Origin of the sequence: Azohydromonas lata, assembly GCF_034427735.1 — a bacterium.
Classification (GTDB): domain Bacteria; phylum Pseudomonadota; class Gammaproteobacteria; order Burkholderiales; family Burkholderiaceae_C; genus Azohydromonas; species Azohydromonas lata.
This window is the reverse complement of sequence record NZ_JAXOJX010000001.1, coordinates 429,141-445,307: the sequence shown is the minus strand read 5'-3', so window position 1 is coordinate 445,307 and position 16,167 is coordinate 429,141. Positions and strand designations below refer to the sequence as shown.

At 67.1% G+C, this 16,167-nt stretch carries 8 protein-coding genes; 3 read left to right on the top strand and 5 right to left on the bottom strand.

The genetic code is table 11. The features are described from left to right. Positions 1-17: 17 nt before the first annotated feature. Both SM757_RS01990 and SM757_RS01985 read right to left on the bottom strand, forming a co-directional pair. Entirely contained in the window at positions 18-632 is a 615-nt protein-coding gene (locus tag SM757_RS01990) for a 3'-5' exonuclease (protein WP_322464209.1), read from the bottom strand. Continuing rightward, positions 632-862: a hypothetical protein gene (locus tag SM757_RS01985; protein ID WP_322464029.1), complete on the bottom strand. Its 231-nt coding sequence runs from the start codon at positions 860-862 to the stop codon at positions 632-634. Before SM757_RS01985 ends, SM757_RS01990 begins: the two co-directional genes overlap by 1 nt. 257 nt (positions 863-1,119) lie before the next feature. On the opposite strand from SM757_RS01985, the gene recD2 reads away from it, so the two are divergent. Beyond that, positions 1,120-3,363 carry an SF1B family DNA helicase RecD2 gene (recD2, locus tag SM757_RS01980; RefSeq protein ID WP_322464028.1) on the top strand — a complete coding sequence of 748 codons (2,244 nt, stop codon included), beginning with the start codon at positions 1,120-1,122 and terminating at the stop codon, positions 3,361-3,363. A gap of 83 nt (positions 3,364-3,446) precedes the next feature. On the opposite strand, the gene SM757_RS01975 is transcribed toward recD2, so the two are convergent. Then, the gene (locus SM757_RS01975) at positions 3,447-8,609 is read right to left on the bottom strand and encodes a RecQ family ATP-dependent DNA helicase (RefSeq protein ID WP_322464027.1); all 5,163 of its coding nucleotides are present in this window, start codon (positions 8,607-8,609) and stop codon (positions 3,447-3,449) included. A gap of 372 nt (positions 8,610-8,981) precedes the next feature. Here SM757_RS01975 and SM757_RS01970 point away from each other — a divergent pair, with 372 nt between their 5' ends. Next, positions 8,982-11,255, top strand: coding sequence for a 2OG-Fe(II) oxygenase (locus SM757_RS01970; RefSeq protein WP_322464026.1), 2,274 nt, complete (start codon positions 8,982-8,984; stop codon positions 11,253-11,255). A gap of 342 nt (positions 11,256-11,597) precedes the next feature. After that, the gene (locus SM757_RS01965) at positions 11,598-11,876 is read left to right on the top strand and encodes a hypothetical protein (RefSeq protein WP_322464025.1); all 279 of its coding nucleotides are present in this window, start codon (positions 11,598-11,600) and stop codon (positions 11,874-11,876) included. 1,406 nt (positions 11,877-13,282) lie between these two features. On the opposite strand, the gene SM757_RS01960 is transcribed toward SM757_RS01965, so the two are convergent. Together SM757_RS01960 and SM757_RS01955 are read right to left on the bottom strand one after the other, a co-directional pair. Further along, positions 13,283-14,383, bottom strand: coding sequence for a hypothetical protein (locus tag SM757_RS01960; protein ID WP_322464024.1), 1,101 nt, complete (start codon positions 14,381-14,383; stop codon positions 13,283-13,285). A gap of 16 nt (positions 14,384-14,399) precedes the next feature. Next, positions 14,400-15,662, bottom strand: a complete 1,263-nt coding sequence (locus SM757_RS01955) for a hypothetical protein (protein WP_322464023.1) — start codon at positions 15,660-15,662, stop codon at positions 14,400-14,402. Between the last annotated feature and the right edge of the window lie 505 nt (positions 15,663-16,167).

Below are 16,167 nucleotides of genomic sequence, written 5' to 3'. Positions count from 1 at the left end.
CGTCAACGTCCAGGGCTTCATGCCGCACAGGGCTGTTGCATGAGAACGCGGTCCAGCTTGGCGCGCGGTGTGGATTGCACGCGTGCAAGCAGCGCGTGGCTGACGGGCTTGACACCGTAGCGCTCGGTCACGTCGGCACCGATACGGCACCACAGGTGGCTGGCCATCTCCGCATCGACCATGGCGCGGTGGGCGCGGCCGGGCTTGGGCAACTGCAGCGCCTCCACCAGGACGCCGAGCTTGTGGCTCGAACACTCAGGGTACAGGCGCCGCGAGAGCAGCATGGTGCAGGCGAAAGGGCTGTCGGCATCCAGCGCCAGCCGCTGCAGCTCGGCCACCCAGAACTTGCGGTCAAACGACGCGTTGTGCGCCACGACCGGCAGCGCGCCGACGAAGCGCGCGGCCTCGCGCATGACCTCGGCAACAGCCGGTGCCGTGGCCACCATCGCGTTGGTGATGCCGGTGAGTTCGGTGACGAAAGCCGGGATGCGCCGGCCGGGGTTCATGAGGCTCTGGTAGCGATCGACGATGCGGCCCTCCTCCACCACCGCGATGGCGATCTCGGTGGGCCGGTCGCCCAGGTCCGGACTCAGGCCCGTGGTCTCAAAGTCGAGGACGGCCACCCGCTCTATCACGGCAGCTCCTGTGCGTTCATGCTGCTGGCGCATTCCGGCGGGCATCGCCAGTTGGCAGCCGTCCGTCTCCACGGACACTGTGGACAGCAGCAGGCACCGTCGTCGCACTCGTCGGCGTCGATCAGGCTCACGCCGGCGAGGACGGCGGCCGCGTGGCAGGTCTCGATGGTTGGTGCGCCCCCCAGCTCCTGCAGGCATTGCGCTGCCGAGCGCATCCGGGCGTCCATCCCAGCTCCTGGCAGGTTCCCGATCGCAAGGCCCTCGACCGGCAGGAGGCCATGCGCTGGCATGGCGGCTCGGACATCGATTCGCATGGGGCGGCAGTATGCAGCGCCGGGCGGGCGTCTTCTCGCATGCCGGCGAGCCGTCAAGACACGTGGCCGGGGCTGCCGCCAGGGTGGTCGACCAAGCCGGGCGAGCCAAGCGCCGTCACGGCGCCCATCGGGCACCATGGTGCCCGGGGTTCGGGCCTGCCACGGGCACAATGGCGCTGCCCGCCAGGCTCGCGCATGCGCCGGCGGTGCAGCCCTGCAGTCCCGCCTACGTCGTGCGCAACCCTTCCGTCCCCTTCGCGGCACCGCTGGAACAGCTCTCCGGACTGGTCGAGCGCGTCACCTTCCACAACGCCGACAACGGCTTCTGCGTCCTGCGCCTGAAGGTCAAGGGCGAGCGCGACCTCATCACGCTCATCGGCCACACGCCGGCGGTCACACCCGGCGAGTACGCGTCGGCCTCCGGCCACTGGGTCAGCGACCGCGAGCATGGCCGCCAGTTCCGCGCGGTCTTCGTCCGAATAGCGCCGCCCACCACCCTGGCCGGCATCGAGCGGTATCTCGGCTCCGGCATGGTCAAGGGCATCGGGCCGATCTACGCCGGCCGGCTGGTGCAGGCGTTCGGCGCCGAGGTGTTCGACATCATCGAGCGCACGCCCGAGCGGCTGCGCGAGATCCACGGCATCGGCGACAAGCGCGCGCGCAAGATCATCGGCGGCTGGGCGGATCAGAAGACGATCCGCGAGATCATGGTGTTTCTGCATGCCCATGGCGTCTCCACGTCGCGGGCCGTGCGCATCTTCAAGACCTATGGGGCCGAAGCCATCGAGCTGGTGCGCGCCGACCCCTACCGCTTGGCGCGCGACATCCGCGGCATCGGCTTCCTGTCGGCCGACACCATCGCCCAGAAGCTGGGCGTCGCGCGCGACTCGCCGCTGCGCGCCCGCGCGGGTGTCTCCCATGCGCTGGCCGAGGCCGCGTCCGAGGGCCATTGCGGGCTGCCGCACGCCGAGCTCGTGCCGCTGGTGGTGAAGCTGCTGGAGATCACCCCGGACGTCATCGAGGCCGCGATCGCGCAGGAGATCGAGGACGGGGTGCTCGTGCCCGAAACCATTGAAGAGCAGCCGTGCGTGTTCCTCGCACCGCTGCACCAGGCCGAGCGCTCCATTGCGGCCCAGATTGTGCGGCTGAAGACGCCAGCCGCGCCGTGGCCGGCGATCGATGCCGACAAGGCCATGGCATGGGTTCAGCGCAAGCTGGGCATTGAGCTGGCCGAGAGCCAGCAGGTGGCGCTGCGGCTGGCGCTGTCGTCCAAGCTGCTGGTGATCACCGGCGGCCCCGGCGTGGGCAAGACCACGCTAGTCAACTCGATCCTGACCATCCTGCGCGCCAAGGAGGTCCACGCCCTGGCAGCCGCACCCACCGGGCGCGCGGCCAAGCGGCTGTCGGAGTCGACCGGCCTGGAGGCCCGCACCATCCACCGGCTGCTGGAGGTCGATCCGCGTAACGGCCAGTTCAAGCACAACGAAGATTCGCCCCTGCAGTGCGACCTGCTGGTGGTGGACGAGGGCTCGATGATCGACGTGCCGCTGGCCAACCAGCTGCTCAAGGCTGTCGCGACGCGCTCGGCCGTGATCTTCGTCGGTGACGTGGACCAGTTGCCCTCGGTCGGGCCGGGGCAGTTCTTGGCCGACCTCATCGCCAGTGGCGCCATCCCTGTGGTGCGGCTCACCGAGGTGTTTCGCCAGGCGGCGAGCTCGCGCATCGTGCGCGCCGCGCACCAGGTCAACCAGGGCCATTTTCCCTCGCTGCCGGCCAAGGGCGAGCCCTCGGACTTCTACTTTGTGCCGGTGGAGGACGCCGAAGCCATCGCCCCGACCGTCGTGGACCTCGTGGCCGAGCGGCTGCCCCGGAAGTTCGACGTGGATGCCGTGCGCGACATCCAGGTGCTGTGCCCGATGAACCGCGGCGCCAGCGGCGCGCGCGGCATCAACCCGCTGTTGCAGGCCAGGCTCAACCCGCCGGGTACGAGCAGCGTCACCAAGTTCGGCAATACCTTCGGCGTCGGCGACAAGGTCATGCAGATGGAGAACAACTACGACCGCGACGTCTACAACGGCGACATCGGCCTGGTGGCCCAGATCGACCCCGAGGAGCAGGAGTTGGTGGTGGAGTTCGACGGCCGGCCGGTGATCTACCCGTGGGCCGAGCTCGACGAGGTGACGCTGTGCTACGCCACGACGATCCACAAGTCCCAGGGCTCCGAGTATCCGGTGGTCGTGATCCCGGTATCCACCCAGCACTTCATGATGCTCAAGCGCAACCTCGTCTACACCGGCATCACGCGCGGCAAGCGGCTGGTGGTGCTGGTGGGCCAGAAGCGCGCGCTGGCCATGGCGGTCAAGGGCCGGCAGACCCGGCGCCGCTGGTCCAAGCTGCGCGAGCGGCTGGCTTGAGCGCACAGAAGGCGCAGCAGGCATCCCGCCGCCACAGAGCTGCCACGTGGGCAGTACGCGCTGTCGCCACACGGGCCGTGCCGTCAGGTCTCCTCCTCGCCCGTGATCTCGACCAGCACGACTTCCCAGCGGTCTACCTTGAGCGCGTCCTGGTAGGCCGGCGCGGTCTGCGTGCGGCTGCGCGCCATGATGCCGGTAACCACGGCGTTGCAGCGGGCGGTGTCGGGCAGTGCCGCGGCCTTGGCCAAGCGCCCCACCACGTGGCCCTCGGGCGTGAGCACGCAGCGGTGGGCGATGCGCACCGCTGCGCCGGCGCAGAGTCCCGCGACGTGTCCGTGCACGGGATGGTGAGCTGGCAGCCGCCCGGCATACCCCAGGTCCATCTCTGACGGCCCCAGCGTCACGAAGCGCCTTTGCAGCTCCGGCCGGAACGTCGGCCTGGCTTCAGGCAGCAGGGCATGCACGCCTTCGAGCGAGCCGAAGTCGGCCAGGAACGGATGTCGTCCGTCCTCGGCCTTGAAGAGGGTGAGCGTCTGCCGGGCCCGCGTCATCGCGACATAGAGCAGCCGCCGCTCGTCATCCCGGCCCGAGCGCCAGTCGCCGCCGTCCATCACGATGACGTGGTCGAACTCCAGGCCCTTGGCGCCGTGCGCGGTGAGCAGCCGCAATGCGTCGGCGCTGCCGTCGCGCCGCGCCTCGGCCGAGCACTCGAAGATCCACTCCACGACTTCCGCGGGCGGCAGCAGCGTGGCGGCGCTGGCCTGGGCCATCTCGTCCACCGCTGCGAGCAGGTCGGCCCAGAAGGGATTGGCCGGCTGCTGCAAGAGCTGGCACCGTAGCCAGCGCAGCACGGCGCCCATCCGCACGAGGCCACCGCGCCGGGCCTTGAGCAGCTCCAGCAGGCGCCTTGCTTCGCGCGACTGCACCAGCGACAGGACCGAGCCGGCCTCGCGCGGCGGGGGCGTGCAGCGCAGGCCTTCGACCTCGCACAAAGCGCGCAGCGGCTGCAGCGGCTCGCTGGTGCGCGAGAGCACGGCGATGTCCCCCAGCCGGGCCGCGGGGTCCAGCCGCCGGATGCGCGCCACCTCCCGCAGCACCAGCTGGGCCTGCAGGTTGGGCTCCACCGGCGCCGAGACCAGCCGCACGCGCCCGCGCGAGTCGCCATCGAGCTCACTCCAGCGGCCGCCCGCGCTGTGCTCCTCGCGCCGGGTGTCGATGCGGATGGGATGGTCCACCTTCATGCGCCCAGTCCCGCGCTGGATCACGTGGTTGGCCGCGGCGATGATGTGCTGCGTGGAGCGGAAGTTCTCCACCAGGAAAGTCACCTCGGCGTCGTAGTCCTGCTGGAAGCGGCGGATGAACTCGACGCTCGCGCCCTTGAAGGCGTAGATGTTCTGGTCGTCGTCGCCCACGGCCATGAGGTTCAGGCGCCCGTCGGCGTCCGCGAGTCGCCGCCCGGCCAGGGCGCTGACCAGCGCGTACTGGCGCCGGTCGATGTCCTGGTACTCGTCGACGAAGATGTACTCGTAGCCCTGCAGCAGCCGGTCGCGCGCCTCGTCGGCATCGGTGAACGCCTGGCTGGCGCCGGCGAGCAAGTCGATCGCGTCCTGCAGCAGCTGCTCGAAGTCCACCGGGCCCTGGCGCTCGGCGCCGGACAAACTGGTGCCGGTGAGGCGCAGGGCCATGGCGTGGTAGGTCAGCACCGTCACGCCGCGTGCGTCGTCGCCCACGAGGGCCAGCAGCCGCCGGCGCAGCTCCAGCGCGGCGTGACGGTTGAAGGTCAGCGCGATGATGTGCCCGGGTGGCACGCGGCGCACGCGCAGCAGCCAGGCGATGCGGTGCACGATGACGCGCGTCTTGCCCGAGCCCGGGCCCGCCAGCACCAGATGGTTACCGCGCTCGGGCTTGCGCACCAGACCCTCCTGCACCGGGTGCTGCAGCGCATCGACGATGCGCCGGTACGACTCGTCGGTGGTGGCCAGGTCCAGCACCTCGGCGCGCCCGCGAAAGCGCTGGCGCAGGAATTCGCGCCGCGGCAGGGTGAAGTAGTCGTGCACCAGGGCGTCAGCCAGCGCCTGGTCGGTGCAGCCCAGCCGCGCGTACTCGTGCATGACGTGGGTCTGCAGCGTGCGCTCGCGGTAGTGCTCCTGCAGCGGCGCGTAGTCCTCCTTGAGGAAGCGGCGCCTGGCTCCTTCCGGCCGAACCTCGATGGTCATGGCGGCGCGAAAGACCGCCCGTCCCTTGTCGAGCTGCAGGACGGCGTTGTCGTGCAGGTACAGCAGCGCATGCTCCAGCGCGACCGCCGCGTCGCGCAGCGTCGTGGCCAGCTCCAGGTCGCCCTCGATGGCGTCGAGCAGCTCGCTGGACTTGCACTCGACGATGCAGTGGGCCTGCCGGGTGCCCGGTGGCAGTTTCGCCAGGAGGGCCGCCAGCACGACGCGGCACACGACGCGCCGGCGCGCGCAGATCTCGCGCACCTGGGACCAGGGCCGGTGCAGCACCACGTGCAGGCTCTCGGAGCCGGCGCTGCGCACGCTGAACATGCCGCGCTGTCCGGTGCCGAACGGCTCGGACAGCGAGCGCAGGCACTTGCGCACGCGCTCCGGGTGCACGGTGGCGGCCTCGCGCTCGGGCAGACCCAGGCGCTCGCGCAGCGCCGAGCACAGCGGCCGCAGGCTCAGCACCTGGGGCGTGGCGTCCATGGCGGCGTCGGGCGCGAGCTCGGCCATGAGCTCCAGCAGCGCGTGCTCCAGCCGCTCCAGGCGTTCGAGCTCCAGGTCCGAGGCGCCCGCCACGCCCTTGCTCACCGCGACCTTGAGCCCGAGGTCGCTGGCGAGCACGCCGAGCTTCTCCAGGCCGTACAGGATGCGAAAGCACTCCCCGGGCGGTACGCCGGCCTCGACCATCAGCTCGTCGGTACTCACCCCCTCGGGCGAGGTGCTGGCGTAGAGCCCGGCGGCCACGGCCTGGTACTGCTGCGCCAGCGCGTCCTTCAGGCCGGCGGCGCGGATGCGCGCGGTAGCCTCCTGCAGCGTGGACAGGCGCAAGCTCGTCGCGAAGACGCGGCTGCGGTTCTCGTTGCGCTGCAGGAAGCCGCTGCGCTCGAGCCATGCCACGGCGGTGGTGACCTTGGTCGTGGCATCGGGTGCATCGATCTCGATGCCCGTGCCGTCGGCGTCGAGCAGCAGCTCCTTGGCCGAAACCACAATCTCGTGGCTGCGAAAGCGCTCGCAACGCTGGCGAATGGCCTTGAGCAGCGCCGTGAAGTCCCGCTGCGTCAGCCGAGAGGTGGCCGCCAGGCGGAACTGGGTCTCGATGTCCTCCTCGTCGAAGAGCAGCACGCAGCGCGCGCTCTGCCCATCCCGGCCGGCGCGCCCGGCCTCCTGCAGGTAGTTCTCCAGCGAGCCGGGCACGTCGGCATGCACGACCAGGCGGATGTCGGGCTTGTCCACGCCCATGCCGAAGGCGTTGGTGGCCACGATGACGTCAAGCTGCCCCTGGATGAAGTCCTGCTGGATCGCCTTCTTGCGCGGGGGCTCCAAGCCGCCGTGGAAGTGCTCGCAGCGCAGGCCGCCGTGGCGCAGCAGCTCGGCGAAGGTCTCGGTGGACCTGCGCGTGGCGCAGAAGACCACGGTCGAGCCCCCCTCGCGCACCGAGGCGCCCACCATCTCCATGATGTGTTGGGCCTTCTCGGCCCGGGTGGTGCGAATGACGCGGTACTCCAGGTTGCGCCGCTCGTGGCCGCCCAGGAACCGCTGCAGCGTGAGGCCGAGCTCAGTGGCGAAATGCCCGGCGAGGTCATCGATCACCTCGGGCTTGGCTGTCGCGGTGAAGCAGGCCACGGGCGCCTGCTGCTCGCCGAAGTGCTCCCGGATGAAGCGCGCCACGTAGAGGTAGTCGGTGCGGAAGTCGTGTCCCCATTTGGACAGGCAGTGCGCCTCGTCGAACACCCAGGTGGCGATCTGGCGCAGCCGGATGGCCTCGGCGAACGCCCGGTTGCGGAACTGCTCGGGCGACACCAGCACGATGCCGGCGTCGCCCAGCCGGATCTTGTCCAGCGCCGCGCGCCGCTCCAGTGGCGTGAGCAGCCCGTTGATCGTGACCGCACAGTGCACACCGGCGGCCACCAGGTTGTCGAGCTGGTCCTTCATCAGCGACTGCAGCGGCGACACGATCACCGTGAGCCGGCCGCTGCGCCCGTAGTGGGCCAGCGCCGGCAGCTGATAGCAGATGGACTTGCCGCCACCCGTGGGCAGCACGGCCAGCAGGCTCTGACGCGCGAGGCCCGCCACCACGATCTCGCGCTGCAGCGAGCCGCCCGCAGGGGCGGCCGGCTGCGGACGGAAGCCCGGTTTGTCGAAGTGGTGCCGCAACAGGGCTTCGGGATCGTGCTGCCGGGCGCAGTAGCGGCATTCGGGAGCCTGGCAACGGGTTTCGCGCAGTTCCCGGATCAGATCGCGCACCGCCGGCACGCTCGCGTACACCCAGGCCGGCAGCACTGAGTTGCCGCCGGCCACCCGCAGCCAGCTCAGCGCGTAGGCGATCGCCCAGCGCAAGCCGACGTCGCCTGCCAGCTCCTCGTCCCCCAGCCGTTGCAGCCGGGTGCCGCAGCACAGGCCTGCGAAACCACGGTGCACTGCGGCGCGCACAGCGGCCGCCTCAAGCGCGCTCGCGCCCCGGATGCGCGTGAAGAGCGCGTCGAGTGCGCTGTCGTGCTGCAGCAGCGCGTGCAGCGTGCCGCACCAGGCGGGGTCCGTGGCGTGCAGGACCTCGAAGGCCTGGATCTCGTCGGCAAGCAGTTCCAGCGCCAACCGGGCATCCAGCAGCGGCTCGCTGCGCGCCTCGCAAACGAGCTTGTAGCCCTTGACCAGTCGGTGGTACGGGTTGCGCGGGAACGCCAGGGCCGACAGCTCCAGCGTGTCGATCAGCGGCAGCTCCAGGCACTGCAGCCCCGGATACTGCTGTGCCAGCAGCGGCAGGTCGTGGCGGCGCAGGTTGTGGCCGACAACGAACCGGGCGCCCGCTGTCACCTCGTCCAGGCGGTGGCGGACCTCGTCAGGGCGGGTGCGCGCGACGTGCAGGTCCACGCGCGCGTCGCGGTCGCCGCGCAGGGCCGCCAGCCGGAAGATGCGGTTGTCCTGCGCCGGGTTGGACTCGATGTCGATCGAGCAGGCCCGCAGCCACGCCGGCCAGTCCGGCAGGGACGCGGCCGCGAGGACCGAATCGGGCTGCTCCAGTGCGGTCATGGCCCACCCTGGTGCGCCGCCCGCGCAGAGCTCCTGCCCGGCCCGTGCTTACGTGCAGACCTGCATGGCATCGGAGGGCAACTGGCGTCCATGAAGGCTTGATTCTGACCGATGGCTCAAGGGCGGACGCGCATCGGGCGGCTCGTGCCGCACCACGCCGACGCCCCCGCGTCATGTGGACGGCGTTGCGCCAGCCTCGAGGGCGCGGACGGGCCGGGGCGGCACGCCGAGCTCGGGAGCAACGATGGCTGGTGGTCCCACCGGCGTCAGCGACGCGCGCCAGATGGGCTCGGACTTGCCGGTTCCCCGAGGCACTGCCACATTGGCCGACGCATTTCTGGCACGCCGCCATGACGACGGGAGGATCTGACCTTGTCCATTGCACGCGAACTGCCCTCGCTGCTGAGCACGGTGCGCACGCCGGGCGACTTCTGCACCGCAGGCACGATCGAACTGGCACTCCCGCTGCTGACGGTGCAAGGCGTCGGGGCGGTCGCGCTGCCGCTGCTGCCGCAGCAGGCCGAACAACTCATTGCCGTAGCCGACCGTGCACCTTACGGCCGCGGCGCGCAGACGATCGTCGACACCTCGGTTCGACGGACCTGGCAGATCGGCGCCGAGCGCGTGCGCCTCGAGGGCGCTTCCTGGGCACGGACGCTGCGATCCATCGCCGAGAGGGTGGCCGAGGGGCTGGGCGTCACGACGGCCGTGACGGCGCAGCTCTACAAGCTGCTCGTCTACGACGAGGGCAGCTTCTTCATCGAACACCGCGACACCGAGAAGGTGCCGGGCATGTTTGCCACCCTCGTCGTCGCGCTGCCGTCGATCCACACCGGGGGTGAGCTTGTCGTGCGCCACAAGGGCCGGGAGGTCCGCCTGGACCTGCACGGCCCGGACCCGTCGATGGCGGCGTTCGCCGCCTTCTACGCCGACTGCGTGCACGAGGTGCTGCCCGTCACCTCGGGGTGTCGCCTGGTGCTGGTCTACAACCTGGTGCGCGAGGGACGAGGCCGGCTGCCCCAGCCTCCCGACTACGAGGCCGAGACGCAGAGCATCGCGGCGCTGCTGGCAGCCTGGGGTGCAGGCGAATGGGGGCCGGATGACGAAGCCCCGGCGAAGCTGGTCTATCCGCTGGAGCATGCCTACACCCCAGCGGAGCTGTCCTTCCAGGCCCTCAAGGGCGCGGACGCAGCCGCAGCCGCCGTGCTGACCGCCGCGGCGCAGCGCTCGGGCTGCGAATTGCACGTGGCGCTGCTCACCATCGAGGAAAGCGGCAGCGCCGAGTACAGTGGCTACTCCGGCCGCTCCTGGCGCGACGACGAATTCGAGATCGTCGAGGTCTGCAGCAGCAGCGCGGTGCTGTCTGACTGGCGAAGCCCCGACGGCACGGCGGCCGAACTCGGTATCTTTCCTGTCGAAGACGGCGACCTGTGTCCGCCGGACATGTTCGAGGACATGGAGCCTGACAAGCAGGAGTTCCAGGAAGCCACTGGCAACGAAGGCGCTTCCTTCGAGCGCAGCTACCGACGCGCCGCCCTGGTGCTGTGGCCGAAGGCGAGGCGGCTGGAGGTCATCAGCCAGGCAGGCCTGCCGGTGAGCCTGCCCTGGCTCGCCTCACTGGCCCGGTGCTGGCGGGACAGCGGAGCCCCCACCGATTCGCCGCTGTGGAAGGAGGCCCATGAGCTCGCCGGGCACATGCTCGATGCCTGGCCCGAGTACGGTGAATGGCCCCGCCACGGCGAGGCGCCCAGCACTGCGGCCAGGATGCTGGCCACGCTGGCGCAGCTCAAGGACGCAGCGCGCATCGACGCTTTCCTGGCCGATATCAGCGCCGCTGGCGACTACGGCATGAGCGACAACGAGTCCCTGCTTGCGGCCGCATCGCTGCTCGCCCCGCGGCGCGCGGCCGTGCTGATCGAGCGCATCGTCAGGGCAAACGCTGCAAAGGACCCCGGTGCCTGCGCGGACCTACTCGCCCGTGGCGCTGCTGCACCGCCACCCGGACGCCCTGCCCGGGATCTCGTTGCTGCGGCCAGGGCGCTGTTGGATGCGCTGCCCGGCCACCCGGCGCGAGCACCGCAGCCACCGGCCAACGCGTGGTGGCGGCGCCAGGAGATCAGCTCCGATCTCATCGTCGATCTCGTGACGGCGCTTGAGCGCATCGATGCGACGCTGGCTGAGCAGGCCGTCGACCACCTCCTGGCCTGGCCCAAGACCTATGGTCTGGATGCCGTCATCCTGCCTGCGGTCAGGCACCTGACCAGCCAGGCCGCGACACGCGACACCCCTGGCGTGCAACGGCTGCGCGCCGCGTGCGTGCAACACCTTCGCGCACGCACGGCCGAGCCGCTGGAGCCGCCGACCAACTGGGCCCGAGCCGCCAGGCTCAACTGCCGGTGCGCCCATTGCACCGAGCTCGCCGGTTTCTTGCGAAACCCAGACGAACCATCATGGATACTCAAGGCCGCCGAAGCCGTCCGGGCCCACGTAACCTCGATCGTGCGGCACTGCCGCTGCGACCTGGACCTCGTCACACAACGACGCGGCAGTCCCTACAGCCTCGTGTGCACCAAGAACCAAGCCAGCTACGAGAGGCGGGAAAAGCAGCGCCGTGAAGATCTTCAGGACCTGGAACGGCTGCGATAGCATTTATGGTTCAGTGCAACCGCGCGTGGCGTGCCAGCCGTAATGCATTTACATCCTGCTTGCTTCGGTCTATTTACGTATGTCAAGGCAAAGTTGAAATGTCGCATGATCGGCAATTGCAGTTCAAGCTGCCGTCCTGTTGAACTGCTCAATGGCGGAGTGTAAGTATGGACGCTCAAGTGCTCTATCGCTTACCGATAGACGGGTGCCCACTTAATTCATCAATGCATCCTGAGGCTAATTGATATGAGGCCAAGAAAATACACGCCGATCATATAACCGGCCGCAGGCTCCAGAGCAGCTGGGGAGGGTCCTCAGTGGCCTGCGGTCGTGGGACTAATCATGAAACAAGCAAGCGACAGCAGTCGTGCCTTGCGTCGCCACCATTCTTGCCGCCTTAAAAAAGCTAGGCGCTTATATTGGGGTATGGGAACTGGGGTGGAAAACGTTCCGGATGATCGCCGTCTCGGCATCGTGATCTCAACTGCTGCGCTGTGCTCCTGCCATATGTGCGGGAATCCGCGCCGCTATTGGAAGACCAAAGACGCGTTGACGGTACAGGAGCAGCGCTTGTTCCAAGACCTCCTCCAGGATATTGAGGGAAAGTCTCAACCAAGTTGATCATGGCGTCGGCGTGCTCCGTGCTGGCCGAATCGTTGCAGTGCAAGAATATCGCGCGCGGCAACGTGACGCCGCTGGAGCGTCAGGGCCCGGACGGGACGCTGCTGACGGACTTTGCGCACCACTTTGACTTCGGCACCCAGCGCCGCCGCGCGGGTCGCTGCGGTTTCCAAGCAACCCTCAGTAGGTAGAATCACCTCGTCGAACACTCAATGGCCCTACGGAAAGCTGGCGCCTTGCGTCCGATGCGCGTATGAAAGCGCCAGCCAGCGCCGTCGCCAATATTCAACGGGACGTTATGTCAAGTCGAGCATTCTCATTGGATGAAGAAAGTGCCGTACGACAAAATGCGGACTATGGTTCACGAAAAGTGATCGTGAGGTGCCATGGTTTTTCGATGGAGTGTTTGCCAAAACAGAGTTGCACTTTGCAAACGATGCTCAAACGCGAATCAGTGCAATCCCGACCCACAAGCAATACACGGCACACAACGGCGGGTGTTGCACTTCAGATTTAAGCTTGCCCAATTTTCTCGCCACTGGTGACTACCCAAATAAATACATATAGGCGGACTTGAGGACCTCGCCGATAGACTTGCGGAAGAAAAATAGAGCAAAAACACCAGCCACAATCAAATATATGAACCGCCGCTCTCTTCGTTCTTCATCACCATCCCATTCGTATGTGGTCCCCCATCTGCTGCGGATTATGCGATGGCACGCTGTACAACGCACATAGTTGTCTTCAGGATCCTGGTCTATTACTATGACGTTGCAAATTGGAGTCATGGTAACGCCGCAGCGCGGACATACCTCTTCCTCAGACATTGCCTCATCGATGCTATAACATCCCATGGAATTCCCCTCTTGTAGTTTGCAAGCAGTATTTGCTTGTGTTGATGAAGATATGTAGCGCTTTTCCATTGGGTTCGCGCGCGGTTGCGTCAGTTTGCATGATTTTCTACTTTGTATTGATGGAAAACTTGATGCGCAGGCAGTTTATATTCGCACCATTTATTCGGGCCCAAGCATAAGCAGGCCCGTTATCAATACAGCTAAGCTCCGAAAATTATCTGCAATTTAAATTCGCAAGCCGCACCGACACTTTAGTGCCGCACTAACACGTCAATAGATTCGACACCTATCTGCCGCTCTTCAATATTGGATATCAATGCCTGGCCCAAAATTTTCATGTCCACCTCCCGCAACCAAGTGACTGTTTGCCAGTCATACCTCTCTTGGCGAACAATACATGGATATTTTGGGACCCGGAAATGGTCGCTTTCCGTAGGCCTGTCCCGCACAAGTAGCACCCTGAGCGCGAGTTGCGCGGAACACGACCGGCCGCAGCTCACCTGCTGTGTTTGCAATCAGTCGGCTCGGAACTGAGGAAGCGGAGAAGGAGCATCACGCCTTTGAAAGCGTGCGCACCCAGACCTCCACATCCAGCGCCGGATCCTTGCGCATCCACTGATCGAAGCGCTGCAGTAGCCCAGGGTGTTCCTTCCCGTCAATCAGCCATGGTCCGACCGGGTTCTCGTCGCTCGGGAAGACCACCAGCGGCAGGGGTATCCAACCCTGGTGCCGCGCAGGTGTCTTGTCAAATAGGTCTATGCGCAGCAATTGGCTGCCTCGCTTCAATTGAGGCGCGGGGTGGAAGCTGACTTCCAGCGCAACACCGTCGCTGCCATGCAATTGCGTGGTCTGGTGTCGCTGGTTGATGTGCATCACCGTGTCCAGTTCCTCAATCCGGAACTGATTGGGCGCGTGGCTAGGGCTGGCGCCATACAGGCGTGCGGGCTGGTAACGCTCGTCGTTTGCGCCCCAGCCAGTCGACCTAGCCCCGTGCCAGCCGCCGTCTACCTCGGAGGCTTCTGGTTCCGCATCATCTTCACCCAGGCCATGCAGCAACTGCGCCAGCGCCTTCGCCCGCTCCTGGGACAATTTTGCCGAAGCTTGCGGAGCCATGGATTCGGGGCCCTCCAAGTCGTTCTGCACATTTTCGCTCGCCTCAACTTGCACGGCCGTCAGGCAGGACTGTGTCCAGTCATGCATCAGGCCCTGCCACTCGGCCAGTTGCTCGGGCGTGAACGGGTCCAGCGGCATTGGCAGCAGTACTTGGCCGTTGCGGCCCAGCCATTCGCTGCACTCGGTCTCGGGTCGGGTGAGCAGCTGAAACACGGAGTCGGCCTCGAAGACGATGGACACCCGGTGTGCCCCGTCGACGTCAGGCGCGCAGTTGCGCAATGAATAACGCTCATCTGCAGCCGCCTTGGGAGCCAGCACGGTGAGGTGGGCCTGCGGGTACTCGTCCAGCAGCGCGCACACGCGGCTGGGAAGTTCGGCCGCGGAGCAACACTGCAGCAAGCCGCTGCGCTGGCGCCAAGCCACCCAGGGGGCCTCGCGCAGCACATCGGGCTGCGCGTCCCAGGAGGCGCCGCACAGCAGCCAGCGGCGGGCGTGGAATTGCACCGGCGTTTCCGGTGGCAACGTGGTGAAGGTGGGCATGTCAATGCTCCCGTGTTCAGTGGTCACAGGCCAGATCGCGCCCGATCTCGAGCGTGGCCAGATGGGCCAGCGGCGGGTGGTCCGCCATGTAGCGGAAGTGGCTATGGAGCGTCGCACGCCGGGCCTCGTGCAGGATGGCGTCGGGTACGTGGTGCAGCCGGCTGCTCTTGCGGCGCTTTTGCTTGAACTGCACGGCCAGGTAGTGCAGCGAGGTGGGCGGGTCCTGCTCCGGCCGGTCGCCCTCCGGCAGGGCGGGCTCCAGACGCACGGCCTCGTGAAGGCGGAAGTCGCCGTAACGTGTGGCGTCCATCAGCTCGCGCGCCACGGCCCAGGCCCAGGCGTGCACCTGCTCGGGCAACTGCACCGGCCAGGCGTCGAGTTGCTGCTTGAGCGCCAGATCGCCCCGCGTTTGCGCGTCCCGGGCCTCGTTAATGATCCATTCGCGGATAAGCGCGGGATCTGCGATGTCCCCATGGCGCAATGGGTTGAACAGCGGCTCCTGCTGCGTCCAGCGTCTCTTTACGTTTTCCCATTCGCTGGCGCTCGGCACGCGCCCGGCAGCCGGCACCAGATCGTCCAGCATTGTCTGCCAAGCCCGGCGCAGCATTGAGGCAGCAGGGGCCTGATGGGGATGGGCGCTTAGGCTCACGTCCAGCGCAGCACGCCGCAGGGCGTGGCGCAGCAGCCATAGGCTGGCGCGGTCGTCCAGAGCAAGCCCCATGGCGTGCATCACCACGCGCAGGGCGTAACGCGCCCACAGGCCAGGCATGCCAGCGGTCTTGATTAGCCGCCGCAGCCCGACCTGATTGTCCCGTGACGTGGCGCCCACGCTCGCACTGGGCCAGGAAGCGAAGCGACGGTCGTTCTTCATGGCCCGTAACATGACCTTCTGCCTGTCTTGCGGAACTGGCTCGTCGGCACCTCCTGGCAGCCGAGCCAAACTGGCCAAGCCACGTACCAGATCTTGCGGGCTGATGTGCGCCAGCCCCTGGTCGCTCAGGAAGCGCGACACCTCGCGCCGCACAGGTGCAGGCAGCGAGCCGCGGCCCGTGTGCGTGTCGGAATTCAGCCACTCTGCCAGTTGCCAGATGCGTGCGGACAGCGGCGCGCCCAGCATGGGCCAACGGGCCTCGGGCTTAGGGTTCGGCGGCAGCAAACTGCCTGCGGCGTAAGGGCACTGGCCAGCGTACGCAATGGCTACCAGCACCTGGTTCAACTGGATGGGGTCCACCCGGTTGAGGCCACGTGCAGAGGAGCAGTCGGTGTCGTTTGTTGTCATGCGAGTATCGCAGCAGGGAGAGATAGAGCGGGTGAACAAGCGCGCCGTGGCACCAGAAGCCGGCTTGCCAGCGCCGTCAGTCGAAACGCTGGCGGGACTGCATCGCCAGGGTGCGGTCTTGCATCTGGTGTAGGCGATCGAACGCGTCCAAGTCAGCCCAGAGCAAAGCGATAGGGTCCGACACCAAAGGTACCGTGGCAGGTTCGGCAGTAGCAGGGGCCGTTGGGTGTGGGCCGATGACCGAGGTCACATGGGCGGGAATGGAAGTGGACATGGCGGTGAGGTGCCTCAGCACGGGTTGAACATGCCTGGATTTCATCTGCGCTGGGGCTGCGTCTCAAGGTGCTTTCGGTCGCAATGAAGTGCGATTGAGCACCACGCTCACAATTGCTTCCGGCGACCATCACATACCAACCCGCGCCGGCAGGTCGAGCCCGTAGAACATGGTCGTGACTGTCAGCGTTGCCATCGGGCGCACGCAGAGCGTAAAGGATGAGCCACCACA

Coding starts and splice junctions, on each gene's coding strand:
- SM757_RS01955 (WP_322464023.1), bottom strand. CDS start 15,662: ATGACAACAAACGACACCGACTGCTCCTCTGCACGTGGCCTCAACCGG.
- SM757_RS01965 (WP_322464025.1), top strand. CDS start 11,598: ATGAAACAAGCAAGCGACAGCAGTCGTGCCTTGCGTCGCCACCATTCT.
- SM757_RS01960 (WP_322464024.1), bottom strand. CDS start 14,383: ATGCCCACCTTCACCACGTTGCCACCGGAAACGCCGGTGCAATTCCAC.
- SM757_RS01985 (WP_322464029.1), bottom strand. CDS start 862: ATGGACGCCCGGATGCGCTCGGCAGCGCAATGCCTGCAGGAGCTGGGG.
- SM757_RS01975 (WP_322464027.1), bottom strand. CDS start 8,609: ATGACCGCACTGGAGCAGCCCGATTCGGTCCTCGCGGCCGCGTCCCTG.
- recD2 (WP_322464028.1), top strand. CDS start 1,120: ATGGCGCTGCCCGCCAGGCTCGCGCATGCGCCGGCGGTGCAGCCCTGC.